Origin of the sequence: Pseudomonas sp. NFR16 (assembly GCF_900108875.1) — a bacterium.
Classification (GTDB): Bacteria; Pseudomonadota; Gammaproteobacteria; order Pseudomonadales; family Pseudomonadaceae; genus Aquipseudomonas.
On record NZ_FNYJ01000001.1, the window covers coordinates 1,074,170 to 1,096,106 of the forward strand.

Genomic DNA, 21,937 nt, shown 5'->3' on the forward strand with positions numbered 1-21,937 from the left:
TGTGCGGCCAGATGCCGGGAACCGGATTTACGGAACGATCCATGAAAGACAGCGAAAGCCTGAAGGACTACCGACGCGTCCGGCGTCTGGCTATCCGGTCTCTGTTCGAAATCATCGAGCAATCCAGTGAAGGTACGGTCATCGTCGACCGCGAGGCACGGATCGTCTGGATCAACGAGCGCTATGCCCGGCGTTTCGGCCTGGAGGACGCCAGTCGCGCGGTCGGCCAGCCGTGCGAGCAAGTCATCCCCGGCAGCCTGCTGCGTCAGGTGGCCAGCAACGGCCAACCGATCCTGCTGGACATGATGGACACCGCCAAGGACCCGCTGGTGGTCATGCGCCTGCCGATTCATGACGACGGCGGCGGCGTCATTGGCGCCATCGGCTTCGCCCTGTTCGATGAGCTGCATGCGCTGTCGCCGCTGCTCAAACGTTATTCAAGCATGCAGCAGGAACTGGCCTCGACACGCTCGATGCTGCGCGCGCGCCAGGCCAAGTACAGTTTTGCGCACTTCATTGGGACCAGCGCGGCGAGTCTGGAAGTCAAACGACGCGCCCGACGCAGCGCCAGCACGGATTCTCCGGTGCTGTTGCTGGGCGAGACGGGCACCGGCAAGGAATTGCTCGCCCACGCCATCCACAATACCTCGCCGCGCGCGCACAAGCCTTTCGTCAGCATCAACAGCGCGGCAATCCCCGAAGCGCTGCTGGAAGCCGAGTTCTTCGGCACCGCGCCCGGTGCATTCACCGGTGCCGATCGCCGAGGGCGTCAAGGCAAGCTGTATCTGGCCGAGGGCGGAACGCTGTTTCTCGACGAGATCGGCGACATGCCGCTGCCTCTGCAGAGCAAACTGCTGCGGGTGCTTCAGGAAAAAGAGTACGAGCCGGTTGGCTCGAACGAGATGATCAAGAGCAATGTGCGCCTGATCGCGGCGACGTCCACGGATCTTGAAGCGGCGATCAAGCGCGGCGAGTTCCGCGCAGACCTGTATTACCGCCTGAGCGTGCTGCCCATCGAAGTGCCGCCGTTGCGCCAGCGACTGGACGACATCCCGGCGCTGACCGAGGCCATCCTCGAAGACCTGCGCAGCCAGCATGAGCTGGAACCCGCCGGGCTCTCGACCCTGGGGCAGCACGCCTGGCCGGGCAACATACGGGAGTTGCGCAACGTGCTGGAGCGGGCCGCGCTGCTCAGCGACGACTTGCACCTGGGGGCGACTGAAATCCGCACAGCGATCGGCACCCTTGTCGCCGCTGACCCGCAGACGGCGCCCCAACCGCTTAACGACGAGACGTACAGCGAAGCCAGGCAGCGTTTCGATCGTGAACTGATCACCGCAAAACTCGCACAGTGTGACGGCAATGTGGTCCTGGCGGCCCAGCAATTGGGGCTTGGACGATCGACGCTCTACAAGAAAATGGCCGCGCTGGGCATTGCCGAGTCTCAATAACGAGACAACATTCTACGAAGGGAGACACGCCGTATGCCCGCCCGAAATGGTCTCGGCAGACCTGCGCGCCGGTCGTTGGCCACTGTTCCGGCAGTCGCTGATGGAGCAGGTTTGAATCGGGAAGTCTCTTTTTCGAGACAACCATGGGTTACAACTTTCGCAAGCCCGGACTTATCCTTAACGAAATCAATCACTTAGCGCAGTGGCACGAAAGTAGCTATACCTCCTGTTGCGCGGCTCGACCGCATCCAGAACAAAAACAACAGGAGACACTCGATGAGTGTGATCATCGCTTTGGCAGCCCTCGCGCTGCTGATGCTTGCTGCTTACCGTGGTTACAGCGTTATCCTCTTTGCCCCCATCGCCGCCCTGGGCGCGGTCTTGCTGACCGACCCGTCCGCCGTGGCGCCCGCCTTCACCGGCGTGTTCATGGACAAGATGGTCGGCTTCGTCAAACTCTACTTCCCGGTGTTCCTGCTAGGTGCCGTGTTCGGCAAGCTCATCGAGTTGTCCGGATTCTCGCGCTCCATCGTCGCGGCAGCCATTGGTTTGCTCGGCACACGCCAGGCCATGCTGGTGATTGTGCTGGTGTGCGCCCTGCTGACGTATGGCGGGGTGTCGCTGTTCGTCGTGGTGTTCGCCGTGTACCCATTCGCTGCCGAGATGTTCCGGCAAAGCGACATCCCCAAGCGGCTGATCCCGGCGACCATCGCCCTGGGTGCATTTTCGTTCACCATGGACGCCCTGCCCGGCACGCCGCAAATCCAGAACATCATCCCTTCGACGTTCTTCAACACCACAGCATGGGCCGCGCCCTGGCTGGGCCTGATCGGCACGGCGTTCGTCTTTTGTGCCGGCATGCTGTTTCTTCAACGTCAGCGCAACAAGGCCCAGCGCGCCGGTGAAGGCTACGGCACAGAGCTGCGCAACGAGCCCGAGACACCGGCCGATATCACCCTGCCCAACCCGTGGATCGCCCTGGCGCCCCTGTTGCTGGTGGGGATCATGAACCTGCTGTTCACCCAGTGGATTCCACAGTGGTATGGCAAGACCCACACGCTGGCGCTGCCCGGCATGACAGCGCCAGTGCAGACGGAAATTTCCAAGATCACGGCCATCTGGGCGGTCGAAGCGGCACTGCTGGTCGGCATCGTGTTCGTCCTGCTGTTCGCCTTCGGCACGGTCAGGACGAAACTGGCCGAAGGCAGCAAAGGCGCCGTCAGTGGCGCATTGCTGGCGGCCATGAACACTGCGTCGGAATACGGCTTCGGCGCGGTCATCGCCTCGTTGCCGGGCTTCCTGGTGCTGGCGGACGGGCTGAAAAGCATCCCCAATCCGCTGGTCAACGAAGCCATTACCGTGACCTTGCTCGCCGGCATCACAGGCTCGGCGTCAGGCGGGATGAGTATCGCACTGGCAGCGATGTCGGACAGCTTCATCGCGGCGGCCCACGCGGCGAACATTCCGCTTGAGGTGTTGCACCGCGTCGCCGCCATGGCCAGCGGTGGCATGGACACGCTGCCGCACAACGGCGCCGTGATCACGCTGCTGGCGGTGACCGGACTGACCCATCGCGAGGCGTACAAAGACATCTTCGGCATCACCCTGATCAAGACCCTGGCGGTCTTCGTGGTGATCGCCATCTTCTATGCAACCGGCATCGTGTGAGGATCTGAACATGAGTCTGCAAGGCAAAACCGCACTGGTCACCGGCTCCACGAGCGGCATCGGCCTGGGCATCGCGCTGACGCTGGCCAAGGCTGGCGCCAACCTGGTGCTCAACGGCTTCGGCGATGCGTCGGCGGTGATCGAGCAAGTCAGGCAGTACGGCGGCAAGGTCGGCCATCATCCTGCGGATGTCAGCGACGTCGGGCAGATCGCCGACATGATCGCCTACGCCGAGCGTGAGTTCGGCGGCGTCGACATTCTGGTGAACAACGCCGGGATCCAGCACGTCGATGCCGTGGAAGACTTTCCGGTGGAGAGTTGGGACAAGATCATCGCCATCAACCTGTCATCGGTGTTTCACAGCACCCGTCTTTGCCTGCCGGGCATGCGTGCAAAGGGCTGGGGGCGGATCGTCAACATCGCCTCCGTTCATGGGCTGGTGGGCTCCACTGGCAAGGCCGCTTACGTTGCGGCAAAGCATGGCGTCATCGGCCTGACCAAGGTCGTGGGTCTGGAGACAGCGGCGAGTCAGATTACCTGCAACGCCATCTGCCCCGGGTGGGTGCTGACCCCGCTGGTGCAGAAGCAGATCGACGATCGCGGCGCCGAAACCGGGGACATTGAGCAAGCGAAGCATGATTTGCTGGCCGAGAAGCAGCCGTCGCTGGAGTTCGTCACCCCTTCGCAGCTGGGCGAGCTGACGCTGTTCCTGTGCAGTGACGCTGGCGCCCAGGTGCGTGGGGCTGCGTGGAACATCGACGGTGGCTGGCTGGCGCGATAACGTCTGGGCTCACCCCGAGACGGGGGGCTTGTCTGTGAGGCTCAGGTGTCAGTCGGAATGACCGGCTGACACCCTCCGTCTACGCGCAGGCAGACGCCTGACCCCTGGTTTCAAGCCCCCGGCTCGTCGCGCTCGTCCACCAGGCCCCAGTCCTTGACGTCGACCTGCGCCGCAGGCTGTGGCGCGGGAGGTGGCGTGGTGATCGTCGAATGACCGCCTTCGCTGTGCAGCTTCAGACGCAACCGCACGTTGTTCGCGGAATCGGCGTTCTTCAGCGCCTCATCCTCGCTGATCGCGCCTTCGATGGCCAGGTCGTACAACGCGTTGTCGAAGGTCTGCATGCCCAGATTGGTGGACTTTTCCATGATGCCTTTGAGCTCGGTGAGCTCGTTGCGATGGATCAGGTCACGGATGGTCGGCGTGCCGAGCATTACTTCAACGGCAGCTCGGCGCTTGCCGTCCTTGGTCTTGACCAGCCGCTGCGAGACGAACGCCTTGAGGTTGTTGCCCAGGTCATGCAACAGCTGCGCGCGACGCTCCTCCGGAAAGAAGTTGATGATGCGATCCAGCGCCTGGTTGGCGTTGTTGGCATGCAACGTGGAGATCGCCAGATGTCCCGTATCGGCGAAAGCCAGCGCGTGCTCCATGGTCTCGCGGTCGCGGATCTCACCGATCAGAATCACATCCGGCGCCTGACGCAGGGTGTTTTTCAGCGCTGCATGAAAACTGCGCGTGTCGACCCCGACCTCACGCTGATTGATGATCGATTTCTTGTGCCGATGGATGAATTCGACCGGGTCTTCAATGGTGATGATGTGCCCGCTGGCGTGGCGATTGCGGTGATCGATCAGGGCAGCCAGCGACGTCGACTTGCCCGAGCCCGTGGCGCCGACGAACAGCACCAGGCCGTGCTTCTCCATCACCACATCGAGCAGCACCGGCGGCAGATGAAGGTCTTCGAATCTGGGAATATCGAGCTTGATGTTGCGCGCCACGATGGACACTTCGTTGCGCTGTTTGAAGATGTTGATGCGGAAACGCCCGACGCCCGAAAGGGAAAACGCCAGGTTCATTTCAAGTTCACGCTCGAAGTCCATGCGTTGCTCGGCGTCCATGATGCCGTCGGCGATAAGCGCCACGTCGCCAGGCTTGAATGCCTCAGTGCCCAGCGGCTTCAGCACGCCGTTGAACTTGGCGCAGGGTGGCGCGCCCGTGGATAAATAGAGATCCGAACCGTCCTGGGTGGCAAGAACCTTCAACAACGCCGGAAAATCCATAAGGCAATACCGCACAAAAGGTTTAAGAAGACTGCAGGTCGACACTGTGTGCGACCTTCGACCCGAACCAACGTTCGCCGCAAACAGCCGGGCTGCGCGTCGTTGGTCCGATCAAGGTGAAGGAAATTACCTGAATTCGCGCTGCAAAGGCATAATGCGCGGCTTTTTTATCGAGGCGATTTCAACATGAAAGCTCAAGCCCGCCACATTCTGGTCAAGACCGCCGAAGAGGCCGAGCAGCTCAAGCAGCGCATCGCCAAAGGCGAAGCGTTCGACGTGCTAGCCAAGAAATACTCGACCTGCCCGTCCGGCAAACGTGGCGGCGACCTGGGAGAGGTTCGCCCCGGCCAGATGGTCGGAGCGATCGATCAAATCATCTTCAAGAAGCCGCTGCGCACCGTGCACGGCCCGGTGAAGAGCAAGTTCGGCTATCACCTGGTGCAGGTGTTTTACCGCGACTGAGGATCGTACCGCCTGCTGTCAGGCCGGCATGACACTGCGCGGGATTAGCGCGCCGGGATGCTGGATCACCAGACTCGCCAGACGATGCCCCGCCTCAGCTGCTTCCTGCGGACTGCCACCACGCAGCCGGCGGGCCAGGTACCCGGCGCTGAACGAATCGCCGGCCGCCGTGGTGTCGATGACCTTGTGCACTGGCTGCGCCGGGATCTCATAGCGACGCTCGCCCGAACGCACCAGACAACTTTGCGCGCCACGCTTGATCACCACCTCGCTGACGCCCAGCTCACCATACGCCGCCAGGATCTGCTCGCTGTCGCTGTAATCGAACAGCGCCTGCTCGTCCTCTTCGGTGAGCAGCGCCAAGTCGACCTCATGCATCACTGCTCGATAGGCCTGGCGCGCCTGATCGACACTGCGCCACAGACGCGGTCGGTAGTTGTTGTCGAACACCACGCGCGCGCCCCGGTCCCGCGCCTCGCCCAGCGTCGATAACAGCCGCGCCCTGCCCACCTCACCAAGCACCGCCAAGGTAATGCCGCTGAAATAAAGCACGTCGTATTCGGGCAGTGCCGCAAGAATCGGCTCGGCAGCCGGCGTGGTGAAACAGTCACGCACCGCCGCCTCATTGCGCCAGTAGAGGAACCGCCGCTCGCCGTTGGCATCGGTCTGAATGCAGTAAAGCCCGGGCAACCTGCCCGGCAGACGCTGAACCCGGCTCAGGCCGATGTCTTCGTCCGCCCAAACCTGACACATGGCGTCGCTGAAGCTGTCGTCGCCAAGGGCCGTGACGTAGTCCACCTGCGCGGCCGAGCCCAACAGGCGCGACAGATACACCGCGGTGTTCAGCGTGTCGCCGCCGAAACTCTGCTTGAGCGTGCCGTTGGCATGCTGCTGCAGCTCGATCATGCATTCGCCGATCAGCGCCACGCGCGGATGACTGTGACTCACCATCTCGCTCATTGCAGACTCCTGTCAGAAGCAGGTTTCGAAAGATTCGATGACGCTCAGATCGTCGCCGACCAAGCAACCCGTGCGCCATTTGTCGAAGGTCAGGCACGGGTGCGAGGTGCCGAACGAAATGATGTCCCCCACGCGCAGCTCACACCCCGGCGCAACCGTCATGAAGGCGTGCTGGTCCATGACCGCAGTGACTTCGCACGCGCTCACGTCATCGCCCTGCGCCGGCACTACGCCCGGCTTGTAACGCTTGATCGGGTTCGGCATTCCGGCGTCGAATGCGACGTCACGCTTGCCCAACGCGATGACCGCGAAACCGGGTTCAGGCATCGACTGCACATGCGCCCAGACTTCCAGCGCCGGTTGCAGGCCTTCGCTCAGGTCGTGGCGACGGTCCAGCACGCAGCACTGCGCTTGTTTATAAATGCCGTGGTCGTGAACCACATAGCTGCCCGGGCGCAGCACGCTGAGGAAGCGTTCGCGCACCTGCTGCTTGTCGAACTCTTCCGCAATCAGGTCGTACCACGCCGAGCCCGACGCAGTGACAATCGGGCGGTCCAGGGCGAAGGCGCCCTTGTCCTGCAGCGTGACGGCCAGACGCACCAGTGATGCGGCAAACTGGCGAATGCCACTGACCGCCTGGTCGCCATGAATCACGCCTTCGTAGCCTTCGATGCCGGTCAGTTTCAGCGCAGGTTGCGCGGCAATCGCCTCGGCCAGCGCCATCACCTCGTCCTCGCTGCGGCAGCCGCAGCGCCCGCCGACCACGCCATACTCGATCATCACGTTCAGGTGCAGGCCTTTGGCAGCGAAGAATTCGCCAAGCGCCTTGACGTTGTCCGGGTGATCGACCATGCAGTGAAAATCGAACAGCGAATCGGTCAGCATCTCGGCGATGATCGCCATGTTCGGCGCGCCAACCAGCTGATTCGCCATCAACACCCGGCGAACACCGTGGGCATAGGCGGCCCGGGTCTGCACGGCGGTGGCCAGGGTCATGCCCCAGGCGCCGTGCTGCAACTGCCGCTGGAACAGCGCGGGGACCATGCTGGTCTTGCCATGGGGCGCCAGCTCCGCGCCGCTGTCACTGACGAATTTCTGCATCCAGCGCAGGTTGTGCTCCAGCGCCTTGTCGTGGATGACCAGCGCCGGCAGGCTCACATCCCGTACCAGTTGGTCGCCCGGTTTGGCGGCGCCCTTTTCGATTGCAGCAATGTTCATGTCTGTTCTCCGGAATGCTTGTTCGTGTCGGGGATAAACACCCGCTGATCGTTGGCGTTAGTCATTGACTCGACGCGCGAGACTGTCGGCGCAGTCGATCAGCACCCGCCGGTAATGTTCATAGTGCGCGCTGGCATCGGCCCGCGGGGCGACAATGCACAGGGTCGCAATACAGATGCCCTGCTTGTCCCGCACCGGCGCGGCGAAGCAATGGGTAAAGGTGTCGGCAATGCTGTTGAACGAGAAAAACCCCTCTTCGTGGGCCTTGCGGATCTCACCGATGAAGGTGTCCAGGGTCAGGCGCTCACCGCTGGGCAGAATGAAATCTTCAGGGTCGATCAGATCGATGATCTGTTGATCGCTGAGATGGCCGAGCAACAAACGGCCCGAAGCGGTCCACGGGATGGGCGCGTCTTCGCCGATGTCCGAAGAAATGCGAAAGTGCCGGGCCCCTTCCTTCATAAGCGCGACGGTGTATTTGCGTCCGTTGAGCAGGCACATCTGCGCGGTTTCCCGCGTCTGCTCGACGATTTCGCCGAGGCTGATTTCCGCCTCTCGGGTGAAGTCGAAATGGCGCAAGTGCGCCTGGCCGAGAAAGTACAGCTGACGACCGAGGTAGACGTGCCCGTCCTTGCCGACTGTTTCCAGAATACGTCGCTCCAGCAGCGAACTCACCAGCTCATAGACCGTCGACTTCGGACTGCCGATGCCGATGGCGATTTCGTTCGGCCGCAAAGGCGTGCCCTTTTCCTTGAGGAAATCGAGGATATCGAACGCCCGGTCGAGCCCGCGGGCCCGGCGTTTGATGGTGTCTTCGGTCATCGTGGCGCTTTCCATTGAGGCAGTGGTCTCTTGAAGAAGACTGGCAGTCTACCGCTAGCCCGGCGAGCAGGAACCTGTGGGCGCAAAATGATTCCGCACCCGCAATGGTTCGATGACGCCGCGCAACACCGGCGCGTCGTCTTACGCCTTCTTTTTGTACGCAATGCAGTCGATCTCAACCTTGCAGTCGACCATCATGCTCGCCTGCACGCACGCGCGAGCCGGCGCGTGCTCAGGCTTGAAGTACTCGCCGAAGACCTTGTTGAAACTCCAGAAATCCCGCGGATCTTCGAGCCAGACGCCCACCCGAACGACGTCCTCGAGGCCGTAACCGGCTTCGGTGAGGATCGCCACCAGGTTCTGCATGGTCTTGTGGGTCTGCTCGACGATGCCGCCATTGATGATCTCGCCATTCTCAGCAGGTACCTGTCCGGACACGTGCAGCCAGCCGTCGGCTTCGACCGCACGGGCGAATGGACGTGGCTGACCGCCACCTGCGGTGCTGCCAGCGCCGTAACGAGTAATGCTCATGAATATCTCCTTTGATTGAGCGTTAGAAACGAATGTTTTTGAGGAATTCGGCCAGCCGGGCCGACTTCGGCTGTTCGAACAGGCTCTTGGGCGGACCCTGTTCTTCGATCCGGCCCTGGTTCATGAAGACGATCTGATCGGACACTTCATAGGCAAAGCGCATCTCGTGGGTGACCAACAGCATGGTCATCCCTTCTTCGGCCAGACCTTTGATCACGCTGAGCACTTCACCCACCAGTTCAGGGTCGAGCGCAGACGTCACTTCATCGAACAGCATCAGGCTTGGGTTCATCGCGATAGCGCGGGCAATCGCCACACGCTGCTGCTGACCGCCGGACAGCTGCCCGGGGAAATGGTTGCGACGCTCCAGCAGACCCACCCGTTCAAGCCATTTTTCGGCCAGCGCCACGGCCTGATCCTTGGGCATCTTTTTGACTTTGAGCAGGCCGAGGGTGACGTTCTGCAGCGCCGTCAGGTGCGGAAACAGGTTGAACTGCTGAAACGCCATGCCGGTCATGGCGCGGTGTTGGGCGATGACCTTTTCCGGGTGGCGCACTCGCTTGCCGCTGACGTCGCTGTAGCCGATGTCCTGCCCTTCAAGACGAATATGCCCGCCCTGAAACTCTTCGAGCAGGTTCACGCAGCGCAGCAGCGTGGTTTTGCCCGAGCCGCTGGAACCGATCAACGTGACGACATTGCCCTTGTTCATCTTGAGGTCGACGCCTTTGAGCACTTCGACCGGACCGTAGGATTTGTGCAGCCCTTCGATGCTCAGCAGCGCCGGGGCAGCGGTTGTGGTTTGGATCTGAGTCATGGCAAGGCCACCCGTTTTTCGATTTGCCGCCCAAGAAGCTCGATGGCGTAGTTGATGACGAAGAAGAGAAAGCCGGCGAACAGATAGAACTGCAGCGTCATGAAATTGCGCGCGATGACTTGCTGCGTGCTCAGTAGCAATTCCGCGACACCGATCACCGACAGCAGCGTGGAAGCCTTGACGATTTCCGTGGACGAGTTGACCCAGGTCGGCAGGATTTGCCGCAACGCCTGAGGCAGCAGCACGTAGCTGAGCGACTGGCTGAACGTCAGGCCAATCGCCTTGCCGGCCTCAAGCTGCCCGCGGGGGATGGCCTGCAAAGCGCCGCGCACGATCTCGGCAACGTGGGACCCGCAAAACAGCGTCAGCCCCAGCGCGCCGGCCTGGAACGCGCTGATTTGCCAGCCGAGCGCCGGCGCCATGTAGAAGCAGGCCAGCACCAGCACAAACACCGGCGTGCCGCGGATCAGGTCGACATAGCAGCGAAACGGCAGCCGCGCCCAGAGCTTCCCGTAGGTCAGGATCAGTCCGGCGAACACGCCGATCAACGTGCCGCAGACAATGGCCAGTGCGGCGCACTGAACGCTGGTGATGAAGCCGGACCACAGGGCCTCGCGAGCGATCCACAATTCATGCAGCCAGGTAGGTTGTTCGTACATGTCGGCCTCCTAGCGGCGAATGGCCAGGCGCTGTTCGAGATAGCGCAACAGCATGGCGATGAGGTAACACGCGGCGACATACAGCGCCGTGGTCACCAGCCAGGTTTCGATCACCCGGTAGCTCTCGACGTTGATCTTGCGCGCGTAATAGGTCAGCTCAGGGACGGCGATGGCAGCGGCCAGCGACGTGTCCTTGAACAGCGAGATGAAGTTGTTCGACAGCGCCGGCAGCACATTGCGCAGCATCACCGGCACGATGATGTACGCGCGCACTTGCCACTCGCCGAGCCCGATTGCCAGCCCAGCCTCACGCTGCCCCTTGTGAATGCTCAGCAGACCTGCACGGAACACTTCGGTGAGGTAAGCGCCGGCGTAGAGCGAAAGGGTGACGATGAACGAGGGAATCTTGTCCATGCGGATGCCCAGGCTCGGCAAAGCAAAGTAGATCAACAGAATCAGCACCAGGATGGGCGTGTTGCGAACCACCGTCACGTAAACCGAAGCCACCAGACGCAAGGCCCGATAGCGCGACAACATCGCGAACGCCGCCATAAGACCAATGACGCAGCCTATGGCGATGGAGATCAGGGCCAGTTCCAGCCCCAATCCAAGACCGGCGAGCAGGCTGGGAAAATCCCGCCAGACTGCCGCAAAGTTCAACTGATAATTCATGGTCAGCAGCACCCGGGACAGGAAGACACTGAGGCCTTCCCTGCCCCTTTCAATGGCAGGTCGCGTTAGTTGTATTCCATCGGGAAGCCGATCTGTGGCGTCGGCAGATCCACCCCGAACCACTTCTTGAAGGATTCCGCGTACGTCGGGAATTCCACGCCGGTCATGGCTTCATGCAGCGCAGTGTTGACGAAGTTCAGCCAGTCCTGATCCCCGCGCTTGACGGCGCAGGCATAGGTCTGCGGGCTCCAGGCGAACGCCGGTGAACGATAACGGCCAGGATTCTGCACCATCAGGTATTTGACCGATGACTGATCGGTGGCAGCGGCGTCGGCACGGCCCGAATTGATCGCCTGATACATCAGATCAACGCTGTCGTACTGATCAACCTTGGCTTTGGGCAGCGCCTGATGCACCAGTTCCTCGGCGTAGACATTCTGCAGCACCGCAACCGTGACACCGTCACCGGCGGCTTTGAGGTCGTCGATTTCCTTATATTTGCTGTTGGCTGGCAGCAGCAGGGCAACACCTTCGCGGTAGTACGGCAGGGTGAACGCGACCTGCTGGGCGCGGCTGGCGGTCACGGTGATGAACTGACAGCTCATGTCCACTTTGTCCGTCAGCAGGTTGGGAATCCGCGCATCGGACGACTGCACGACGAACTCGACTTTGCCTGGATCATTGAACAAGCCCTTGGCGACGATGCGTGCGATGTCGATATCGAAGCCCTGCAACTTGCCGTCTGCCCCCTGGAAATGCCAAGGCGCGTTGGTGCTGCCAGTCCCCACGACCAGATGACCGCGCTGCAAGACGCTGTCGAGCTTGCTGTCCGCTGCCTGCGCGGTGGAGACCGCCGTAGCCGCGGCGGCCAGAACGAGTGCAAAAGCTTTCAGGAGAGAAGGTCCGCGATGCATGAGAAAAACTCCGCCGAGTAATAGTTGATTCCGCTATAGCGGAACAAGGTATGTAACAACGGAATAGACAGCAGAAAGTGTGCCATAGAAGACGCGGCGAGTTGAAGCCGTTTAAAGCGCTGCTATTTCAACGGGCTGGTACAGGAGAGGCGCCTTTGAACCCTTTTGGAATGATCCATTGCGCTACTAATCGCCACGCGGTTGGGAATCAAGGCCCCATTCGGGTGCGTGGTCGCGCCATCTCTGCGCATGGAGGGAGCTGCCCCGTTCGTCGTTAGAGCTGCACATGGCTTCGAAGCCGACGGCCTAAGCAGTGACAATGACACTCCGAAGGAGACATGTGATGACTCGCTCAAACCTGATTGGATGCTTGTTCACCGCGGTGCTGGGCGCTCTGCCCTTAGGTGCATCGGCGCAAAACACCGCCGCGCAACTGGCGGGGCAGTCTTCCGGCTCGGCCCTGCCCCCTAGGGTAAATCCGTCCCCTCCGGCAGTTGGTACCGGCGGCGACGCCAACGGTTACGAAAAGCGCACGGCCATCCGCCCAGCCGACGGCGACGCAACCGGCAAAAAACCGGTTGGAAAAACCCAGACGCATCAGAAATCCATGGAGTCGTCCGATAAAGCAGTATCAAAGACCAAAAAAGCCACGGCGCCGGTGAACGAGCAGTAACCAGAGCGTTCATAGCTTAAGGCCACTATTGGTCCTGCCCTTCCAGCGGACCGGAGTGAATATGATCAGGCAAGGAATTCTGCACTGATAAAGCAAGCGGAACATTGGCACCGTAAGTGCTTCAAAGCGCTATATGAAGCTTTTGTGACAACTACGTGACGTTGCATTCACGCTGAACATCTCACGGGTTGTACGGTGGAGGACCATCCAATGAAAGAACGAGCGACCGTCATCTGTCGGCGAGACAACCAGATACTCTACGTGCGCAAACCCAAGGCGCGCTGGACACTGCCGGGCGGAAAGGTCGAGACTGACGAAACGCCCTCACAGGCGGCTGCCAGAGAGCTGCGTGAAGAAACCGGCTTGATACTGGAAGACCTGGCCTATGTGACGCGCTTCGAAGGCGGCACCGTTCTGCATCATGTGTTCGAGGTATCGGTCACGATGATCGCCACGCCTTCGCCAAAAAACGAGATCGCGGCGTGCAAGTGGTTTACGGTCAAGGAACTGGGTGATCAGAAGGTCAACCCGTCTGCCAGGTCGATCGTGAAAGCGTTTTTGAACAACGAAATTCCTTAACTTAAATTTTGTTGAGAGTTATTCACGTTTCTTTCACATCGTCTTCGGTAGCCTTCAATGGCTCCTCCAAGACTGACTTTAAGCCCGCACTCCCCATCGCGGGCTTTTTCTTGCCTGCAATTTGCTGACAGACTTCAACCCTACGGCGTCACCGCGCCCTGCGCCAGGGATGCAAGAGGCTGTTGCAGGCAGATGCCAGGGAAACCCAGATCAGCGCCACCGCACCGGTCATGACACTGGCCTTGTGTTCTCGCAGAATGCCCAGTTGGTCAGGTGTTGCGACGTAGGTCATGACGCCCAGAAAGACCGCGGCAACCGTACTGGAGCATGCGGTGGTGATGATCACGACGTGCGACAGGTCGGGCGTCTGACGATGAATGCAGGCACCGGCCAGATAGACGACAATGAACAGCACGCTGCAGATGATCGAGTAATCAAACTGACTCACTGGCAGGCTCCACCCCTCTTCACGATCGATCCGGTTTCAACGCCTGAAAACCGAACAGCGCGCCGAGCACCCCACCGATAGCCGAACTGCCCAGGCCGGGAAACAGCATATTGGCGACAATGGCGGTCCCGGCGGTCAATGCGATCAGGCGCACATCCATAAGGCGGGCGGTCAACGTAGGAAAAGCAGGGTTCGAGGTGTGCTTGCGTAACATAGCGGTCTCCATCCATGAGTAATCGACACAACGGAGTCTGGTCAGTGAAGCGCTCGCTGACAATGATGGGACCGGAGAATCAGAGTTTTCCTACATCCGACTCACACGCTCGCGTTGAGCATTTCGTCGAGCCCGAGCCCTCGTCCCCCATATATCTGTAACGCCAGCTATGCGACAATGCTCGCCACTGTCCGGCACGAATCCCGCATTCATCACGCCAGCGCACCTGCTCAAGGTCGACGCTGAGGCTGTTTTTTGTCTGCTGGATCCACTGAAGGTGTGACACCTGCGGCTCGCCCGGCAATCCCCGACGGTATCACGCCTGCGTCGCGTCACTTCCAAGCTATTGAAAGGTAAGGTAATTGATTTCCACAGCTAACATCACCATGCAGTTCGGCGCCAAACCGCTGTTCGAGAACGTTTCGGTCAAATTCAACAACGGCAATCGCTACGGCCTCATCGGCGCCAATGGTTGTGGCAAATCCACCTTCATGAAGATTCTGGGTGGCGATCTGGAGCCGTCGGGCGGTCAGGTCATGCTCGAGCCGAACGTGCGTCTTGGCAAACTGCGTCAGGATCAGTTCGCGTACGAGGAATTCACGGTCATCGACACCGTGATCATGGGTCATGAAGAGCTCTGGAAGGTCAAGGCCGAACGTGACCGCATCTACTCGCTGCCGGAAATGAGCGAAGAAGACGGCATGGCGGTGGCCGAGCTCGAAACCGAATTCGCCGAGATGGACGGCTACACCGCCGAATCCCGTGCAGGTGAGCTGTTGCTGGGCCTGGGCATTCCACTCGAACAGCATTTCGGCCCGATGACCGAAGTCGCGCCGGGCTGGAAGCTGCGCGTTTTGCTGGCTCAGGCGCTGTTTTCCGATCCTGAAGTCCTGCTGCTCGACGAGCCGACCAACCACCTGGACATCAACACCATCCGCTGGCTGGAAACCATTCTCACGGCGCGTAATAGCACCATGATCATCATTTCCCACGACCGGCACTTCCTGAACAGCGTCTGCACGCACATGGCCGACCTGGACTACGGCGAACTGCGCCTGTTCCCGGGCAACTACGACGAGTACATGACCGCGGCGACCCAGTCCCGCGAGCAACTGCTGTCCGACAACGCCAAGAAAAAGGCCCAGATCGCCGAGCTGCAGACCTTCGTCAGCCGCTTCTCGGCCAACGCCTCGAAAGCCAAGCAGGCCACCTCCCGCGCCAAACAGATCGACAAGATCCAGCTGGCCGAGGTCAAGCCATCGAGCCGCGTGAGCCCGTTCATTCGCTTTGAACAGACCAAGAAGCTGCACCGTCAGGCCGTGACCATCGAGCAGATGTCCAAGGGCTTCGACGGCAAGACCCTGTTCAAGAACTTCAGCTTCACCGTTGAAGCCGGCGAACGTGTGGCGATCATCGGCCCGAACGGCATCGGCAAGACCACCCTGCTGCGCACCCTGATGGGCGAACTGACGCCGGATTCGGGCTCGGTGAAATGGACTGAAAGCGCTGAGCTGGGCTATTACGCTCAGGACCACGCTCACGATTTCGAAGACGACGTCAGCCTGTTCGACTGGATGGGCCAGTGGACCCAGGGCGAGCAAGTCATTCGTGGCACGTTGGGTCGCATGCTGTTTTCCAACGACGAGATCCTGAAATCGGTCAAGGTCATTTCCGGTGGCGAACAGGGTCGCATGCTGTTCGGCAAGCTGATCCTGCAGAAGCCGAACGTGCTGGTGATGGACGAACCGACCAACCACCTGGACATGGAATCCATCGAGGCGCTGAACCTGGCGCTGGAGAACTACCCGGGCACGCTGATCTTCGTCAGCCATGACCGTGAATTCGTATCCTCGCTGGCCACTCGCATCATCGAGTTGAGCCCCAATGGCGTGACCGACTTCAGCGGCACCTACGATGATTACCTGCGCAGCCAGGGCGTGGTGTTCTAAACCCGCGTCGCACGCTGTCTGAACCCCGTCCTTGCGACGGGGTTTTTCATGGGGCTGAATTCAGTGCAAGACAAAGTCGTTAGCCTGCTTTCATTTCTTCTCATGCCGCGCGATGATGGGGCACTCCCACCGCTCCAGCGAAGAGTCCCATGTCTGCTGCCCTGCCGCCTGATACGTCCGCTGCCAACGTCAGTTCCACGACGATAACCCTGCAAATCGTCTCTATCGTCTTTTATACCTTCGTCGCGTTCCTGTGCATTGGCCTGCCCATTGCCGTCATGCCCGGCTATGTGCACGACCAGCTCGGCTTCAGTGCAGTCGTCGCCGGACTGGTGATCGGTTCCCAGTACCTGGCGACGCTGCTCAGCCGCCCAGTGGCCGGTCGAATCTGCGACACCATCGGCACCAAACGGGCGATTGTCTACGGTCTGTCCGGTATCGCGCTGAGCGGTGTCCTGACCGTCGTTGCGGTCCTGCTGCAGAGCTTCGCCGGGACCAGCCTTGTCATTCTGGTGATTGCACGTCTGATTCTGGGCGGTTCCCAGGGATTGATCGGCGTCGGCACCATCAGTTGGTGCATCGGCCAGGTCGGTGCGGAACACACCGCGCGCTCGATTTCCTGGAACGGCATCGCGTCTTACGGCGCCATTGCCATTGGCGCCCCGCTGGGCGTGCTGATGGTGGGTGCGCTGGGTTTCGTCAGCCTCGGACTGGCGCTTACCGCCCTGGCAGCCGGTGCACTGTTGCTGATTCGCAACAAACCTGCCGTGCCGGTGGTGCGCGGCGAACGCATGGCATTCTGGTCGGTGTTCGGTCGTGTCGCCCCTTACGGACTGGGCCTGACCCTGTCTTCGATCGGTTACGGAACGCTGACCACCTTCATCACGCTGTACTACGTCAACCGAGGCTGGGAAGGCGCCGCGTGGTGCCTGACGGTATTCGGCGTCTGCTTCATCGTCGCGCGGCTGTTCTTCATCAATGCGATCACCCGCTTCGGCGGCTTCCGCTCGGCCATCACCTGCATGTCGGTCGAAACGGTTGGACTGGTGCTGTTGTGGCTGGCTCCCGGTACCACTGTGGCGCTGGTCGGCGCCGGATTGACCGGTTTCGGGCTCTCGCTGGTGTATCCGGCCATCGGCGTGGAGGCGATCAAGCAAGTGCCCAACAGCAGCCGGGGCGCGGGGCTGGGCGCTTACGCGGTGTTCTTCGACCTGGCGCTCGCCATCGCGGGCCCGCTGATGGGTGCCATTGCGCTGGGCATGGGCTACGGCTGGATTTTCTTCTTTGCCGCGCTGCTGTCGATATTGGCCCTGGCGCTGACCGTGCTGCTGTCGCGCCGTCCTGCGGTGGATACCCGGGTCTGATCGAAGCGGGCGCGCCGGTGGAAAAAGCTGAACTGGAGACACGCGCCCCGGTCCGACGTAAACATCCCTCGCAACAGGAGCGTGCGTGTGACTCCCGACCCTGCAGGCATGAGTGCATCGTCCTCGGACCTGGCCCACGCGCCCGACGTTCATAAGCTGCGCGTTCTCACCGTCAACACACACAAAGGTTTCACGGCGCTGAACCGGCGCTTCATCCTTCCGGAATTGCGCGAGGCGGTGCGCAGCACCGGCGCCGATCTGGTGTTTCTGCAAGAAGTCCTCGGCGGCCATGACCGTCACGCGGCCCGTTATCAGGACTGGCCGGTGACCTCTCAATACGAATTTCTCGCCGACAGCATGTGGAGCGATTTCGCTTACGGCCGCAACGCGGTCTACCCCGACGGTCACCACGGCAATGCGATCCTGTTCAAGTACCCGATCCTGCACTACCGCAACCTCGATGTGTCGATCACCGGCCCTGAGCGGCGTGGTCTGCTGCATTGCGTCCTGCAGGTGCCCGGGCATGCTGAAGTGCATGCGATCTGCGTGCATCTGAGCCTGCTCGAGAGTCATCGGCAGTTGCAGCTGGATCTGCTCTGCGCGCTGCTGGATTCGCTGCCCGATCACGCCCCCGTGGTCATCGCCGGTGATTTCAATGACTGGCAACTGCGCGGCAACAAGCGCCTGGGCCGATGCGAATACTTGCACGAGGCGTTCGAACGCAATCTGGGACGACTGGCCAAGACTTACCCTGCCCGGTTTCCGTTGTTGCGTCTGGACCGCATCTACCTGCGCAACGCCACCAGCCACGACCCCAGGATTCTGGGCACTCGGCCCTGGACGCATCTGTCCGACCACCTGCCGCTTGCCGTGGAAGTGCACATGTGATCGCGGGATCGACTGCAAGCGACGGCTGCCGTTTGTCCGGTAAGCGGTTAATTCTTTAAACCAACGTTCGCCCGCCTCATCCCAAATAATGCGAGCCACATGACTCGCCTTATTAACAACAAGAGGTACGCAATCATGGCTAATACCGGAAAGTCGAACCCTGGCAATTTTGCAAACGATCGCCAGAAAGCCTCTGATGCAGGCAAAAAAGGCGGCCAGGCTTCGGGCGGCAGCAATGTCGCCAATGACCGGCAGAAAGCATCTGATGCAACCCGCGATGACGCGAGCAAGAAAGGTGGCTCCATGCCACAAGGCGGCGCAGGCCGTAAATCCTGATCAGCGATTGCCAGGAGAATCGAGCGAGGGCGAAAGCTCTCGCTCTTTTATTTTGGCGTGGCATCTTTATTCAGGTTCAGAACCGGCAGCGCCGTCCATCCCTGGATGGTCACCCCGTAGCGGCGCCTTATTCATCCCCCTCGATTAACGGCACAGTGGCATCGCGGTCAAACTGCGAGCCCGGGTCTTCGTTGCCCGGATCATTGTCGACGTCGACTTCCACTTCCTCATCAGGCTCAAAAGCGCCTGACACCGCGGCGCCGAGCCGGTCCGAAGGGGTGTTTACTGTGATGTGCATGTCAGGGTCCTCATATCAGGCAGGTTGCTGGCCTGCTTTGGCGAAGCGTTGGTTCAAGGTTGAGATTAGCTCGAGCTGACAGTCCAGTGCGTTGCATCCTCCGCGAACTGCAACTGCTCGACCCGATGGGCGATCCCGCAGGAAAGCGAGTCTTCGGCGCGGATGACTTTTTCTTCGGCCGACAGGCACCGGCCAATGTCCAGCGGGTGCGCGGCACCGTCGGTTTCACTCAGGTAAATATTGACGTAGCGCTGCAAGTCATTGTCCAGGCTGCGCAGGTATTCGCGCAGCCGTGAATGATCCACTGAGCTCTGGTTGAAGTACCAGTTCATCGGGTGAATCAAGAAACGCGAATGCGGACAGGCGATTCGCTCCTCGGCGGCGAGATAAATGACGATGCCCATGGATTCGATGTTGCCGCTGTTAAGCGCTCGAATCGGGACCTTGAGGGATTTGAGGAAGTTGTAGATCGTGAACCCCAGCGCCGTACTGCCGCCTGCGGTGGACAGGTTCAACAACAGGCCGGTGGCGCCTTTGCCGATGGCCTCCAGACAACGATCACGAAAATGCTCGGTGCTGGTCTGATCGACCCCACAATGGAAATGGATGATGTGCTCACTCATCTACTGCCCTCCGCTTCCGGGAAATCACCGCGGCCTGATAGGTTGGAAGCTGCACGGCCGCTAAAAGTTGCATGCTGCCCTCGCCCAGCGCAGTCGGGTCAGGGGCGCGAGCATCCGGCCCGCTCGCGCCGAACTCCTGCTTCAATCAACGATCAGTACAACACACCGCGCACCGTCGATGACACTGCACGCGCGCTTTCCCATGACGCACAGAACAGGGCATTTTCATGAGTCTGCACGACAAGATTATCGGTCATCTGGGCTTCGGCGCCGCACCACTGGGCAACATGTTCCGCACCATCAGCGAAGAGGAAGCGGCAGCCACCGTGCAATCGGCGTGGGATCAAGGCATCCGCTATTTCGACACTGCACCGGTCTATGGCGCGGGCCTGTCCGAACAGCGCCTGGGCAAGGCGCTTGCCGACCATGCGCGAGACGAATACACCCTCAGCACCAAGGTCGGCCGACTGGTTTCAGACGAACTCGACACCGCAGCCCGGAGCGGCCCGTTCAGCGAAGGCCTGAAAAACAAGATCATCACCGACTATTCGGCGGATGCGACGCTACGCTCGATCGAGGCCAGTCTGAAACGGCTGAACACTGATCGCCTGGACATCGTGTTCGTCCACGACGTCGCGCAGGACGCCCATGGTGATGAATGGATCGAGCATTTCAATGTCGCTCGCAAAGGGGCCTTCCGCACCCTCACCCGCCTGCGTGAAGAAGGCGTGATCAAGGCGTGGGGGCTGGGTGTCAACCGTGTCGAGCCGTGTGAACTGACGCTGGACCTGAGCGAAGCGCAGCCCGACGGGTTCCTTCTGGCCGGCCGATATTCGCTGCTGGACCACGATCAGCCCCTGCAGCGGCTGTTCGCCAAGGCTCGGGAGCACAACGCCGAGTTCGTCGTCGGCGGCCCTTACAGTTCGGGCGTGCTGGTGGGCGGCAAGCATTTCGAATACCAGGAAGCGCCACAGGCGATGCTCGACAAGGTTGCGCACATTCAGGAAATCGCCCGTCAGTATCAGGTCGACATCAAGTCGGCGGCGTTGCAGTTCGTCCTCGCCAACCCGCTGGTGGCCGCCGTCATTCCGGGGGCCAGCCGCCCTTCCCGGATCGCTGAAGATGTCGCTGCCCTGCACGCCCAGGTGCCGGTGGGGTTCTGGCAGGCGATGCGCGATCAGGGCTTCATTTCGCCTCAGGCGCCAGTGCCGGCAAAAGACTGAAGACGGACCGCTTCGGCGCCATGCATTATTCGCCAGTGAATCGGCCGCCGGACGGCCGACCTTGAACCCCCGCACGAGACCTCACTGATGCGAATTCTGATCGTCAACGTCAACACCACCGAGTCCATGACCGACACCATCGCCGGGCAAGCCCGCAGTGTCGCGTCACCCGGCACTGAAATCGTCGGTCTGACCCCGCGCTTCGGCGCCGAATCGGTCGAAGGCAACTTCGAGAGCTACCTGGCCGCCATCGCCGTGATGGACCGCGTGTTGGCCTACGACCAGCCTTACGACGCGGTGATTCAGGCCGGTTATGGCGAGCATGGCCGCGAGGGGCTGCAGGAGTTGCTCGACGTGCCGGTGGTGGACATCACGGAAGCGGCCGCCAGCCTGGCAATGCTGCTGGGCCATTGCTATTCGGTGGTCACCACGCTGGACCGCACTGTGCCGTTGATCGAGGATCGTCTGAAACTGGCCGGCGTCTTTGAGCGCTGCGCCTCGGTGCGAGCCAGCGGCATGAGTGTGCTGGAGCTGGAAGAACAGCCCGAACGCGCCATTGAGGCGATTGTCGAGCAAGCCGCTGTCGCGGTGGCGCAGGACAAGGCCGAGGTGATCTGCCTGGGGTGCGGCGGCATGGCCGGCCTGGACCAGAAGATCCGCGATCGCACCGGCGTGCCGGTGGTCGACGGCGTGACCGCAGCGGTGGTGCTGGCCGAATCGCTGGTGCGCCTGGGCTTGAGCACCTCCAAGGTCAGGACGTACGCCACGCCCCGGCCGAAAAAAATCGTCGGCTGGCCCTTCGCGAAATAAGCGCATGACGATTCGCCTGCTCTCGCCGAATCGTTTAGTATCGCCGCCGCCGGTTTCCACTCGGAATTAATAGGGAATCCGCGAGCCCTTATTCGGGCTCAAACGGAACTGTCCCCGCAACTGTAGGCGCTGAGTCCTGCTCCATGTTTGCCACTGGGTTATCCCGGGAAGGCCGGAACAGGACGACGACGCGCCAGTCAGGAGACCTGCCGGCAAGCTTCACTCATTCGCCGGCGGGGTGTCCGGGAAGGACTCCCGCGTGCGCGCTTTGCGCCTCACTGCTTCGCCGCGTGAACACGCAGC

Annotated in this window: 25 protein-coding genes and 1 riboswitch; of the genes, 12 read left to right on the forward strand and 13 right to left on the reverse strand. The window is 61.0% G+C overall.

Annotated features, from left to right (window positions below; genetic code table 11):
- Positions 1-41: 41 nt before the first annotated feature.
- The 3 genes from BMZ10_RS04810 (at position 42) to BMZ10_RS04820 (ending at position 3,900) form a co-directional block, all read left to right on the forward strand.
- Complete coding sequence (locus BMZ10_RS04810) at positions 42-1,451, forward strand: sigma-54 interaction domain-containing protein (RefSeq protein WP_093458882.1); 1,410 nt, start codon at positions 42-44, stop codon at positions 1,449-1,451.
- Positions 1,452-1,727: 276 nt separating this feature from the next.
- Entirely contained in the window at positions 1,728-3,119 is a 1,392-nt protein-coding gene (locus BMZ10_RS04815; RefSeq protein ID WP_093458883.1) for a GntP family permease, read from the forward strand.
- A gap of 10 nt (positions 3,120-3,129) precedes the next feature.
- Entirely contained in the window at positions 3,130-3,900 is a 771-nt protein-coding gene (locus BMZ10_RS04820; RefSeq protein WP_093458884.1) for a 3-hydroxybutyrate dehydrogenase, read from the forward strand.
- Between the two features lie 110 nt (positions 3,901-4,010).
- On the opposite strand, the gene BMZ10_RS04825 is transcribed toward BMZ10_RS04820, so the two are convergent.
- A complete protein-coding gene (locus tag BMZ10_RS04825) occupies positions 4,011-5,177 on the reverse strand; it encodes a PilT/PilU family type 4a pilus ATPase (RefSeq protein WP_093458885.1) in 1,167 nt (388 codons plus the stop codon).
- 186 nt (positions 5,178-5,363) lie between these two features.
- On the opposite strand from BMZ10_RS04825, the gene BMZ10_RS04830 reads away from it, so the two are divergent.
- Positions 5,364-5,639: a peptidylprolyl isomerase gene (locus BMZ10_RS04830; protein WP_081568400.1), complete on the forward strand. Its 276-nt coding sequence runs from the start codon at positions 5,364-5,366 to the stop codon at positions 5,637-5,639.
- 18 nt (positions 5,640-5,657) lie between these two features.
- Here the strand turns inward: BMZ10_RS04830 and BMZ10_RS04835 are convergent, their stop codons facing one another.
- From BMZ10_RS04835 to BMZ10_RS04870, 8 genes are all read right to left on the reverse strand, one after another.
- On the reverse strand, positions 5,658-6,599 hold the full coding sequence (locus tag BMZ10_RS04835) for a 2-dehydro-3-deoxygluconokinase (RefSeq protein ID WP_093458886.1): 942 nt from the start codon (positions 6,597-6,599) through the stop codon (positions 5,658-5,660).
- Between the two features lie 12 nt (positions 6,600-6,611).
- Entirely contained in the window at positions 6,612-7,817 is a 1,206-nt protein-coding gene (locus tag BMZ10_RS04840; protein WP_093458887.1) for an amino acid deaminase, read from the reverse strand.
- A gap of 57 nt (positions 7,818-7,874) precedes the next feature.
- Positions 7,875-8,639, reverse strand: a complete 765-nt coding sequence (locus tag BMZ10_RS04845; protein ID WP_093460021.1) for an IclR family transcriptional regulator — start codon at positions 8,637-8,639, stop codon at positions 7,875-7,877.
- A 141-nt stretch (positions 8,640-8,780) separates the two neighbouring features.
- Entirely contained in the window at positions 8,781-9,170 is a 390-nt protein-coding gene (locus BMZ10_RS04850; RefSeq protein ID WP_093458888.1) for a RidA family protein, read from the reverse strand.
- Between the two features lie 22 nt (positions 9,171-9,192).
- On the reverse strand, positions 9,193-9,984 hold the full coding sequence (locus BMZ10_RS04855; protein ID WP_093458889.1) for an amino acid ABC transporter ATP-binding protein: 792 nt from the start codon (positions 9,982-9,984) through the stop codon (positions 9,193-9,195).
- Positions 9,981-10,643, reverse strand: a complete 663-nt coding sequence (locus tag BMZ10_RS04860) for an amino acid ABC transporter permease (protein WP_093458890.1) — start codon at positions 10,641-10,643, stop codon at positions 9,981-9,983. The genes BMZ10_RS04855 and BMZ10_RS04860 overlap by 4 nt, the downstream gene beginning before the upstream one ends.
- A 9-nt stretch (positions 10,644-10,652) precedes the next feature.
- Entirely contained in the window at positions 10,653-11,315 is a 663-nt protein-coding gene (locus BMZ10_RS04865; protein ID WP_093460024.1) for an amino acid ABC transporter permease, read from the reverse strand.
- Positions 11,316-11,380: 65 nt separating this feature from the next.
- Positions 11,381-12,229, reverse strand: coding sequence for a transporter substrate-binding domain-containing protein (locus BMZ10_RS04870; RefSeq protein ID WP_093458891.1), 849 nt, complete (start codon positions 12,227-12,229; stop codon positions 11,381-11,383).
- A gap of 343 nt (positions 12,230-12,572) precedes the next feature.
- Here BMZ10_RS04870 and BMZ10_RS04875 point away from each other — a divergent pair, with 343 nt between their 5' ends.
- The gene (locus BMZ10_RS04875) at positions 12,573-12,902 is read left to right on the forward strand and encodes a hypothetical protein (RefSeq protein WP_093458892.1); all 330 of its coding nucleotides are present in this window, start codon (positions 12,573-12,575) and stop codon (positions 12,900-12,902) included.
- A gap of 210 nt (positions 12,903-13,112) precedes the next feature.
- Entirely contained in the window at positions 13,113-13,481 is a 369-nt protein-coding gene (locus BMZ10_RS04880) for an NUDIX hydrolase (protein ID WP_093458893.1), read from the forward strand.
- A gap of 148 nt (positions 13,482-13,629) precedes the next feature.
- On the opposite strand, the gene BMZ10_RS04885 is transcribed toward BMZ10_RS04880, so the two are convergent.
- Complete coding sequence (locus BMZ10_RS04885; protein ID WP_256214353.1) at positions 13,630-13,929, reverse strand: hypothetical protein; 300 nt, start codon at positions 13,927-13,929, stop codon at positions 13,630-13,632.
- Positions 13,930-13,948: 19 nt separating this feature from the next.
- On the reverse strand, positions 13,949-14,143 hold the full coding sequence (locus BMZ10_RS04890; protein WP_093458895.1) for a hypothetical protein: 195 nt from the start codon (positions 14,141-14,143) through the stop codon (positions 13,949-13,951).
- A gap of 362 nt (positions 14,144-14,505) precedes the next feature.
- On the opposite strand from BMZ10_RS04890, the gene BMZ10_RS04895 reads away from it, so the two are divergent.
- The 4 genes from BMZ10_RS04895 to BMZ10_RS04910 all read left to right on the forward strand — a co-directional run bounded on the left by BMZ10_RS04895 (position 14,506) and on the right by BMZ10_RS04910 (position 18,680).
- Positions 14,506-16,092, forward strand: coding sequence for an ABC-F family ATPase (locus tag BMZ10_RS04895; RefSeq protein ID WP_093458896.1), 1,587 nt, complete (start codon positions 14,506-14,508; stop codon positions 16,090-16,092).
- Positions 16,093-16,241: 149 nt separating this feature from the next.
- A complete protein-coding gene (locus BMZ10_RS04900) occupies positions 16,242-17,456 on the forward strand; it encodes an MFS transporter (RefSeq protein ID WP_093458897.1) in 1,215 nt (404 codons plus the stop codon).
- A 108-nt stretch (positions 17,457-17,564) separates the two neighbouring features.
- Positions 17,565-18,344, forward strand: a complete 780-nt coding sequence (locus BMZ10_RS04905) for an endonuclease/exonuclease/phosphatase family protein (RefSeq protein ID WP_093458898.1) — start codon at positions 17,565-17,567, stop codon at positions 18,342-18,344.
- 135 nt (positions 18,345-18,479) lie between these two features.
- Positions 18,480-18,680, forward strand: a complete 201-nt coding sequence (locus BMZ10_RS04910; RefSeq protein WP_093458899.1) for a con-10 family general stress protein — start codon at positions 18,480-18,482, stop codon at positions 18,678-18,680.
- Positions 18,681-18,807: 127 nt separating this feature from the next.
- On the opposite strand, the gene BMZ10_RS27670 is transcribed toward BMZ10_RS04910, so the two are convergent.
- Both BMZ10_RS27670 and BMZ10_RS04915 read right to left on the reverse strand, forming a co-directional pair.
- The gene (locus tag BMZ10_RS27670) at positions 18,808-18,978 is read right to left on the reverse strand and encodes a hypothetical protein (protein WP_177182014.1); all 171 of its coding nucleotides are present in this window, start codon (positions 18,976-18,978) and stop codon (positions 18,808-18,810) included.
- Positions 18,979-19,043: 65 nt separating this feature from the next.
- A complete protein-coding gene (locus BMZ10_RS04915) occupies positions 19,044-19,601 on the reverse strand; it encodes an ATP-dependent Clp protease proteolytic subunit (protein ID WP_093458900.1) in 558 nt (185 codons plus the stop codon).
- Between the two features lie 227 nt (positions 19,602-19,828).
- Between BMZ10_RS04915 and BMZ10_RS04920 the strand changes: the two genes are divergently transcribed.
- The gene (locus BMZ10_RS04920) at positions 19,829-20,824 is read left to right on the forward strand and encodes an aldo/keto reductase (protein WP_093458901.1); all 996 of its coding nucleotides are present in this window, start codon (positions 19,829-19,831) and stop codon (positions 20,822-20,824) included.
- A gap of 87 nt (positions 20,825-20,911) precedes the next feature.
- A complete protein-coding gene (locus BMZ10_RS04925; protein WP_093458902.1) occupies positions 20,912-21,634 on the forward strand; it encodes an aspartate/glutamate racemase family protein in 723 nt (240 codons plus the stop codon).
- Positions 21,635-21,667: 33 nt separating this feature from the next.
- Positions 21,668-21,863, forward strand: a riboswitch (cobalamin riboswitch).
- Positions 21,864-21,937 lie beyond the last annotated feature (74 nt).